Here is a 4,735-nt window from a genome sequence, read left to right as displayed (position 1 = left end):
GCGGCGGTCCCCCTCCCCATCGCTTCGCGACAGGGAGGATTTTACGTCCGCTCCCCACCCCAATGCTGACTTTACCCCAGCGCTTGGACCTCTTCCGCCAGTGCCAGCCAGCGATCCTCGGCTGCCGCTTTGTCATCGCGCAGCTTGTCGAGCTTTGCCGTCAGCGCATTGAAGCGCGCGTTGTCGCGCGTGAACAGGCTGCCGTCGGAGAGCTCGGTTTCGATGGCCGCCATTTCCTTCTCGATCTCCTCGATCCGGGCGGGGAGCAGGTCGTAGTCGCGCTGGTCCTTGTAGCTCAGCTTCTTGCGCGCCTGCGGTGGGGGAGGCGTGGTTTCGCCGGCTGCGGCCTTGGCTTTCGCGGCGACGGGCTTCACGCGCTTCGCTTCCCAGTCGGCGTAGCCGCCGGCGACGATGTCGACCTTGCCCGATCCGTCGAGGCCGAGCGTCACCGTCACGGTGCGGTCGAGGAAGTCGCGGTCGTGGCTGACGAGAAGGACGGTGCCTTCGTAATCGGCGATAACCTCCTGCAACAGGTCGAGCGTTTCGAGGTCGAGGTCGTTCGTCGGCTCGTCGAGAACGAGCAGGTTCGATTCGCGGGCGAATTCGCGCGCCAGCAAAAGCCGCGAGCGTTCGCCGCCCGAAAGCGCGCCGACGCTGGCGTTGGCGACCCCGGGATCGAACAGGAAGTCCTTGAGATAGCCCTGCACATGCTTCTTGACCCCGCGCACCTCGATCCAGTCGCCGCCGTCGGCGAGGACGTCGCGTACCGTCTTTTCGGGCGCGAGCAGGCTGCGCTGCTGGTCGATGACGATGCCGTCGAGCGTCGGCGCGAGGGTGACATTGCCCTCGTCGGGCTGGATTTCGCCGGTGAGCAGCTTGAGCAAGGTCGACTTGCCCGCACCGTTCGCGCCGACGATGCCGATGCGGTCGCCGCGCTGGACGCGGAAGGTGAAGTCCCTGATGATCGTGCGGTCGCCGAAGCGCTTGGTGATATGCTCGGCGGTGATCACCGATTTCGAGCGGACGTCGTCGTTGGCGAGGCCGAGCTTGGCGACGCCGGGGCCGCCGATCATCGCGGCGCGGGTCGCGCGCATTTCGTGCAGCTTTTCGAGGCGGCCCTGATTGCGCTTGCGGCGGGCGGTGACGCCGCGTTCGAGCCAGTGCGCCTCGAGCCGGAGCTTGGCGTCGAGCTTTTCGGCGGCGCGCGCTTCCTCGGCGAACACCGCCTCCATCCACGCGTCGAAGCCGCCGAAGCCGATCTCCTTGCGGCGGATGCTGCCGCGATCGAGCCACAGGGTCTGGCGTGTCAGGCGGGTGAGGAAGGTCCGGTCGTGGCTGATCGCGACGAAGGCGCCGGTATAGCGCGCGAGCCAGGATTCGAGCCAGTCGATCGCCGCGAGGTCGAGGTGGTTCGTCGGCTCGTCGAGCAGCAGCACGTCGGGATTTTGCGCGAGCGCGCGGGCGATCGCGGCGCGGCGGCGTTCGCCGCCCGAGGCACTCGCGGCCTCGCGCCCCATGTCGATGCCGAGCTGGTCGGCAATGGCGGCGACCTCATGCTCGGGCGGGGCGTCCGGGCCGGCGATGGCATGGTCCATCAGCGTCGCGAAACCGCGGAAGTCGGGCTCCTGCTCGAGCAGCACGACATGCGTGCCGGGGACGATCGTGCGCTTGCCCTTGTCGGGATCGATGCGGCCGGCGAGCAGTTTGAGCAATGTCGTCTTGCCTGCGCCGTTGCGGCCGATGAGCGCGAGCCGGTCGCGCTCGCCGATATAAATGTCGAGATCCTGGAACAGCCAGCCTGAGCCCTGAACCAGACCGACTCCTTCGTAAGAGAGAATGGGGGCAGCCATGATGAACGGCTCGCTACTGGTGCGTTCAGCATCATGCAAGCGCCGTCGGCGCAAAGGCCGGAACGCACCCGCTCCGTCAGCGTTGGAGGGGCGGGCACACAAGGCCGGAACGCCGGTTCACAGGAGAATGAAATGACGAAGCAAATGCTCACCGCTATGGCTGCCGGTCTGGTGCTGGCGGCCGCAACGCCGGCCATCGCGCAGCAAGGAGGTTCGACGGTGACGACAGCTACGACGCAGGGTCCGATTCTGTCCTTCAGCGTGAGCGAGGACGTGCGTTCGCGCCCCGATCAGGCGACCGTCGGCGCCGGGGTGACGACGACAGCGCCGACCGCGGTCGAGGCGATGCGCCTCAATGCCACCGCGATGGACAAGCTGATCGCCGCCGCCAAGGCGAAGGGCATCAAGGCCGAGGACATCCAGACGAGCGGCATCAGCCTGTCGCCGCAATATGATTACAGCAACAACGGCAACGGCCAGCCGCCGCGCTTCATCGGCTATCAGGTGTCGAACAGCGTGCGCGCGACGACATCGAAGATCGACGACATCGGGCCGCTGCTCGACGCGCTGGTCGCGGCGGGCGGCACCAATGTCGACGGCCCGTGGTTCGGGATGAAGGATCCCGACGCGCAGCTCGTCGGCGCACGCGGCGCGGCGATCAAGGCAGCCGAGGCCAAGGCGGCGGACTATGCGCGGCTTGCGGGCTATCGCGGCGCCGAGCTGGTGTCGATCAGCGAGGGTGGCAGCTTTGGCGGGCCGCCGCCGCCGATGCCGCCGATGGTGCGCCTGCAGGCGATGGATGCCAAGGCGACGCCGGTCGAGCCGGGGCAGGTTGCCAATACGCTGACGTTGAGTTTCCAGTATCGGTTGGTTCGGTAATATCGCTCCGGGGAGCCGGCTTCAGGCCAGCTCCCCTTCGGCCCAAGGCCAGGGGCGCTCGCGGAACCATTTGGTGATGATATATTTGCGGCCCTTGCGCACCTTCATCCCGTGGTGGAGCGTGTCGGGGTTGGGGGTGCCGTCGGGGCGGATATTGTTCCATGCGATCAGCTTGCCGGTTTCGGGCTGGTGCATCTTGCCGGTCGCGAGGAAGCGCGTTGCGCCGCCCGCGGGCGGCTCGTTGAGGTAGATCATCAGGGTCCAGCTCCGCTGGCCGGGAATCGCGCAATAGGTTTCCCAGTCGGCGCCGCCGGGATCGAAATAATCGGTGTGCGCCTTGAACTCCTCGCCGACGTCGTAACGCTGTCCCTGCAACGGCTCGCCATATTCGAGCGGGATGCCGGTCAGATCGTGAAGTCGGCGATTGACCGCGGCCACGATCGGCACGCGGTGGTCGAGATCGCAGGTCGAACTGGTCCGGAAGGCTTCGTCGCCGTTGGGGTCGGCGATCGTCGAGGGGCGCGCGTCGCCGTCGATCAGCGCCATCAGCGCGGCGCAGGTGTCGGGGTCGAGAAAGCGCGTCAGCATGAACTGCTGGAGCTTCGGCGAGGGCGCGCGGCGGATGCCGGGGACCGCGGAGAGCCGGTCCGCGGTGCGGTCGGCGCCCGAGGTCGCCATGTCGACATGATCGTTGCCAGCCATGGCGCGCTTTTAGTGACGCGGGGCGATGCGAACAATGCTTGACGAACAGGGGGTGCGCGCCTATCGCCGCGCGCTGTCGCAGGCGGTTTCGCCCGGCGTGTGGCGATCATAGCTCAGTTGGTTAGAGCGCCGGTTTGTGGTACCGGAGGTCGTGGGTTCGAGCCCCATTGGTCGCCCCATTTTCACCATCGTTGCGCATATGCGGGATTTGGGGTGACACTGGCCCCATGACGGATTATTACGCCTTAACGTAATTTTCTAACGCGAGGAGTCGCGCATGTCTGCTGTCTGGGATTTCGCCGATTTCGACGATCATGAGCATGTCCACATGTTCCGCGATCGGGCGAGCGGGCTGACGGCGGTCATCGCGGTCCATTCGACGCACCTCGGCCCCGGCGCGGGCGGGGTGCGATACTGGCATTATCCGCAGCGCGCCGCGGCGATCACCGACGCGCTGCGCCTGTCGCGCGGCATGAGCTACAAGAATGCGATGGCGGGACTGCCCATGGGCGGCGGCAAGGGTGTGATCCTGGCCGACGAGAATGGCGCCAAGACGCCCGAACTTCTGGCCGCATTCGGCCGCGCGGTCGAGTCGCTGGGCGGCGCCTATGTGACCGCCGAGGATGTCGGGATCACCGACGCGGATATGGTCGAGATCGCCAAGCATACGAAGCATGTCAGCGGCCTGCCCGTCGCGAGCGGCGAGGCCGGCGGCGATCCGGGGCCGTTCACCGCGCTGGGCGTCTATCTGGGCATCAAGGCGGCGATCCGCGAAGGCCTGGGCACCGACAACGCGGCGGGCGTGCGCGTCGCGATCCAGGGCGTCGGCAGCGTCGGCGGCGGGGTCGCGCGGCGGCTGGCGGCCGAGGGCGCGAAGCTGACGCTGGCCGACGTCAATCTGGCGCGCGCCAAGGCGCTGGCCGAAGAGCTGGGCGCCGAACTCGCCGATTCGGCGGCGATCATGGAGATCGAGGCCGATGTCCTCAGCCCCAACGCGCTCGGCGCGATCCTGACCGAGCGCAGCATCGAGAAACTGCGCGTGCCGATCATCGCGGGCGGCGCGAACAACCAGCTGGCGACCGCGGCCGACGGCCAGCGCGTGCACGATCGCGGCATCGTCTATGCCCCCGACTATGTGATCAACGCGGGCGGCATCATCAACGTCGCGCTGGAATATCTGGGGCAGGGCAGCCAGGACGAGGTCGAGAATCGCATTCACCTGATCCCCGGGCGGCTGGCCGAAATCTGGGCCGAGAGCAAGGCGAGCGGCACGCCGGCGTCGGTCGTGGCCGACCGGATGGCGC

At 67.4% G+C, this 4,735-nt stretch carries 4 protein-coding genes and 1 tRNA gene; 3 read left to right on the top strand and 2 right to left on the bottom strand.

Translation table 11 applies throughout. The annotated features are described in order from the left end of the window. Positions 1–71: 71 nt before the first annotated feature. A complete protein-coding gene (locus J1N50_RS08910; protein WP_215353067.1) occupies positions 72–1,850 on the bottom strand; it encodes an ABC-F family ATP-binding cassette domain-containing protein in 1,779 nt (592 codons plus the stop codon). A 132-nt stretch (positions 1,851–1,982) separates the two neighbouring features. Between J1N50_RS08910 and J1N50_RS08905 the strand changes: the two genes are divergently transcribed. Then, positions 1,983–2,729: an SIMPL domain-containing protein gene (locus J1N50_RS08905; RefSeq protein WP_215353050.1), complete on the top strand. Its 747-nt coding sequence runs from the start codon at positions 1,983–1,985 to the stop codon at positions 2,727–2,729. Between the two features lie 21 nt (positions 2,730–2,750). On the opposite strand, the gene J1N50_RS08900 is transcribed toward J1N50_RS08905, so the two are convergent. Continuing rightward, the gene (locus J1N50_RS08900; RefSeq protein WP_246553281.1) at positions 2,751–3,431 is read right to left on the bottom strand and encodes a prolyl hydroxylase family protein; all 681 of its coding nucleotides are present in this window, start codon (positions 3,429–3,431) and stop codon (positions 2,751–2,753) included. 102 nt (positions 3,432–3,533) lie between these two features. On the opposite strand from J1N50_RS08900, the gene J1N50_RS08895 reads away from it, so the two are divergent. Together J1N50_RS08895 and J1N50_RS08890 are read left to right on the top strand one after the other, a co-directional pair. Next, positions 3,534–3,610: transfer RNA gene (locus J1N50_RS08895), tRNA-His, on the top strand. Positions 3,611–3,708: 98 nt separating this feature from the next. Continuing rightward, on the top strand, positions 3,709–4,735 hold a 1,027-nt coding region (locus tag J1N50_RS08890), incomplete at its 3' end, for a Glu/Leu/Phe/Val family dehydrogenase (RefSeq protein WP_215353043.1).

The organism is Sphingopyxis soli (assembly GCF_018682675.1).
Taxonomy (GTDB): Bacteria; Pseudomonadota; Alphaproteobacteria; order Sphingomonadales; family Sphingomonadaceae; genus Sphingopyxis; species Sphingopyxis soli.
Note: the sequence above shows the minus strand (reverse complement) of the source record. Positions and strands in the feature narration are given on the sequence as shown.

Coding starts and splice junctions, on each gene's coding strand:
- J1N50_RS08910 (WP_215353067.1), bottom strand. CDS start 1,850: ATGGCTGCCCCCATTCTCTCTTACGAAGGAGTCGGTCTGGTTCAGGGC.
- J1N50_RS08905 (WP_215353050.1), top strand. CDS start 1,983: ATGACGAAGCAAATGCTCACCGCTATGGCTGCCGGTCTGGTGCTGGCG.
- J1N50_RS08900 (WP_246553281.1), bottom strand. CDS start 3,431: ATGGCTGGCAACGATCATGTCGACATGGCGACCTCGGGCGCCGACCGC.